General features: G+C 41.4%; 4 protein-coding genes. 3 read left to right on the top strand and 1 reads right to left on the bottom strand.

Features of this window, described 5'->3' with window-relative positions; genetic code table 11:
• Together R8269_RS23245 and R8269_RS23240 are read left to right on the top strand one after the other, a co-directional pair.
• Nucleotides 1-1,025, top strand: a 1,025-nt coding sequence (locus tag R8269_RS23245; protein ID WP_318222677.1) for an Imm49 family immunity protein, incomplete at its 5' end; no start/stop codon positions are given.
• Nucleotides 1,026-1,167: 142 nt separating this feature from the next.
• Nucleotides 1,168-1,452: a hypothetical protein gene (locus R8269_RS23240; RefSeq protein ID WP_020838846.1), complete on the top strand. Its 285-nt coding sequence runs from the start codon at nt 1,168-1,170 to the stop codon at nt 1,450-1,452.
• A 306-nt stretch (nt 1,453-1,758) separates the two neighbouring features.
• Here the strand turns inward: R8269_RS23240 and R8269_RS23235 are convergent, their stop codons facing one another.
• Nucleotides 1,759-1,992, bottom strand: coding sequence for a hypothetical protein (locus R8269_RS23235; protein ID WP_238972250.1), 234 nt, complete (start codon nt 1,990-1,992; stop codon nt 1,759-1,761).
• A 168-nt stretch (nt 1,993-2,160) separates the two neighbouring features.
• On the opposite strand from R8269_RS23235, the gene R8269_RS23230 reads away from it, so the two are divergent.
• Nucleotides 2,161-3,177, top strand: a complete 1,017-nt coding sequence (locus R8269_RS23230; RefSeq protein WP_215810704.1) for a DUF2806 domain-containing protein — start codon at nt 2,161-2,163, stop codon at nt 3,175-3,177.
• Nucleotides 3,178-3,929: the final 752 nt, after the last annotated feature.

Here is a 3,929-nt window from a genome sequence, read left to right as displayed (position 1 = left end):
AGAGTGATTCGCAACGCTTGGCAGTTTCGCTTCGCTCAAGTATAGCCAAGCGCCGCTCACACCTTAATGCGGCGTTAACTAACTCCTTCGATCCAGTTAATAAATTAAAGAGAAATGTTTATATGACATCAAAAGAACACTTTAAACCAATACCATGTCATGCAGACTACCTAAAGAGACTTTCTAACCCATATGGGATGAAATGTAATCGACTGCTTGATGACTTTGATTTTTACTATAAAAGTGGCAAAGTCGATTTATATGATGTGAGCCTTGCAGGTCTTTCTCTAACAAGTTGTCTATACCATAAGGTTGGTGACATAGAATCCAGTCTTAGAGCGATGGATATGCATCAGTACTTTGATATTAAATTAGTACAGTCACAGCTATTCAGTGATGAAGAGACGATTTCTGTGGTACTCCCTAAAGCAGAGGTGACTTTAGGAGCGAAGACAGTTCAACACATCGCCATCAGTGGGGCACATCTGATAGATTCAGCTTGGCTATCTTTATTCTGTGAGCAAGTGAGCGATATAGAATACCTTGCCAACTCAGCCGATCACCCAAGCACTGAGTGGTCTAATGTTCGGTCTCATACCTTCTTTGAACTCCAGATGGCCATGCTTGGAATAAAATCTGGCGACGTTAAGTCGTTAATTCAGAAGTTTATTGATGTAAGTACTCCTGAGTATCTTGAGGGTTTAGCCTTTGAACACGCAAACCTTATCAATTTACCAACGATTAATGTGATGATAAAAGTCCTAAATAAATCAGGTTGTGGTGAAGCGGAATATCAAGAAGTAATGTATGAAGCGGTCAAAGGGCACCACAAGTATTGGAGTCAAAAAAAATTAAAGGAAGAGTTAACTGGCTATTTTTCTGTGCCTTTATTGGCACTTGCAAAGCTTGCTTACCAGAAATACGGGTTTCGCTTGGGGTTTGAAACGGATTATGTTCCAGAAGCCTTCTATACCCGTAATATGCCCGAGCCGAGCTATAGCTTTTTAGATATTTACAAATCGTAGTTAGTTAACAAACTGTTTAAGAGTGATTCGCAACGCGTGGCATTTTTACAATGCGTTGCGTTTAGTGTTTAAGGTGGTATGCGGGAGCCTCGGCATTGCGTTGCTCACACCTTAACAGGGCGTTATGTAGCAAGAGGAATTTATGAAAATTGATAGCACCAATATCAAGTACACAGATTTGTCAGATTGCCTCCATATGAAGATCAAGATTATTGGCAAATCAAATAGAAAAGGCAGTGATAAAAGTGTTGGCGGGCAAGAAAACTGCTCTGGATTTAACATTAATAAACATGTTTTTGACGGTATGTCAGTCAATGAGTACCAAATGATGATAGCTAATAGATTTCTCAAAGAAGACCCGCAGTTCTCACTGACAAAGCACTTAAAGTACGATATCGAAAAAGGGTTTTACGAACTACGCGATTAGCTACATAACAAATTGTTCAAGAGTGATTCGGCACGCGTGGCATTTTTACTGTGCGTTAGTTTTAGTGGTTAAGGTGGTATGCAGAGGCTTTGGTATTGCGTGCCTCACACCTTAACAAGGCGTTATGCGACTGGAAGGAAAATTATCTCATCTCTCGTTTTCGCTTTCTTTGGTTATCCGTTTTTCGGTGTCGGCAACTCAGCATTATTGGCTCAATTTCATGAACCTCTTAGGCCGTAAAACATGCCAACATTCGTGGGTTGCCTCATTCGCTTTCCGAGCCGGTGCGTGGAAGTTTAGTTGGGTTCAAAGTGTGGAAAGGGCAAGTCTATCGATGCTCAGTATTTGTTGAACGTTCGTCGCTGCTAGGTTGGGTGGTTTAAAAGCAATATTGTTGCTGAAAGGGCGCATTTCGTGGTTGTTGAAATCTCGGCTGTAACATAGTGACTCTGCTGTTTCTTGAGTCACAAAAAGTGTTTGGTTTGTTTGTGGTTTTTCGTGCTTAAGGTAGTCTGCACTGGGCCAAGTTAGCTTATGCATGCAAATTCGCATAACAAGGCGTTTAAGGCAGATTCCCAACGCTTGGCGCCTTGCATTCTAAGTTGGGTTAAGTGTTTAAGGTGCAAAGATTTAGGTTAGGTGGTTAGCGTTGCTCACTACTTAACGCGGCGTTAGAACTTACATCAAATTATAGTCATGAGGCGGTATATGATTGGTGAAAAATTATTAGGTAAGTTATGGGACACGGTAGCTAGAGAGGGTGTCGGTTCTCTGGCTTCACCATGGCAAACTCGTAGGCAAGGAAAAGCAAATGTTGATGCTCGACGAGATGAGTTGCTTATGCTTGCACAAACAGAAATTGATGTAGCTGACATAAAGGCGGGAAGAAAAATTTTTACGGAAGACCGTAAACTTGTTTCCTTGGAAGATTCAGATAGCGAAACTTCTGTTCTGGCATTGAGAGATGGTCGAATCGAACCAACTTTTTCTCTAGAGGAGTTACGAGATAATACCCTAAATACCCGCCAAGCTAGGGATATCCAAGAGCAGATCAATGTAACTAAGGCGGTTTTGTTTGCAGAGGAAGAGTTAGAGAATAATTATACTGAGGGAAGTGAAGAGGATTTAGATTCCGACTGGTTTGCTCGCTGGCGCGATAGTGTCGAAAAAATTAGTTCAGAAGACTTGCAAAGACTATGGGCTAAAGCTTTAGCTGGTGAGCTAGCTAGTCCAGGTTCATATTCACTTAGAACCCTTGAGTTTATTAAGAATATTTCTAAATCAGAAGCTCATGAAATATCTAAGCTTGCGCCTTTTGCTATTTCCGATAGTGTTTATCAAGTTAAAGCTATTGAAGATGCAGGGTTGGATTTTAGTTACCTTTTAGAAATGGAAGATATTGGCATTCTAAGCGGTGTAAAAGGTGGTGGGTTACATCTCACTCTAGGTTCCCGTATTGCTGATTCATATGAGCAAGCCCTATTCCATAACAATAAAATACTCCGTATTACTCATGAAAATAGTGGTAAAAAAGCCGAGTTTGAAGTTTACAAAGTAACTAAGCTTGGCATGGAGGTATTGAGGTTGGGTGTGTTCCCAATGAACACAGACTATTTGGAACAAATAGGCACTAAAGTTAAGACGCAAGGCTTTAAGGTAATCATTGCTGACTGGGTACAGACAACGAAGACTCATGGTCAGTACTTTAATGCACGTGAGCTATAAAGTTCTAACAAAGCATTTAAGAGTGATTCCCAACGCTTGGCATTTTTCATTCCATCGTTGGGTTTTGTGTTTACGGTGGTATGGTGAAGTTTCGAGGTAGCGTTGCTCACACCTTAATGCGGCGTTAGCTTACAACAGTAAAATCAGAATCTTATAGCTAGTTCGATCTGGGGTTATCATCGAAAGTTCGTGCAATGGTTACACATTCTCTTGTTCTAGATGTGTCAGTGAATAAGCTTTTGTTGGCTGTTGGCTGTTGGCTGTTGGCTGTTGGCTGTTGGCTGTTTATTTAGCCTCCAAACTTCAAAAGTTGGTGCTCATTTCAACTACGCCTTGGATAGTGCCATTTGCAAAGTCTTGTATGTGAAAACAGCAATTCAAATGTCAGCTTCATTGTGTGAAGTTTCGTGAGTCTCCACGTTCGGCGGTTTTAGCTTGGCGCAAGGTAATTCAAAGTACACAGCCTGAAGTTGTCGGCTTTGGTGTTAAGTCTCAAGTTCAGCATGTAAAGCAAAGTAAGGTATGGCTTTTGGTATACAATGGTTTGCACGAAATAAGCTAACAAGGCATTCAAGAGGGACAGTCAACGCGTGGCGACTTTGTCTCAAATCTTGGCAGTTGTGTTTACGGTGGTAAATTGAAGTTTAGCAGTAGCGCGTCGCTGCCCCTTAATGCGGCGTTATTTCCGCAACGGATCTCTCAGGCTGAATGTACGTGATTGTAGCCTAAGAGTGAAAGTGGCGGGGTAATAG

The sequence above is a fragment of the Vibrio sp. Vb0667 genome (assembly GCF_033391095.1).
The sequence above is the reverse complement of the archived record's forward strand: the minus strand, read 5'-3'. Positions and strand labels throughout refer to the sequence as shown.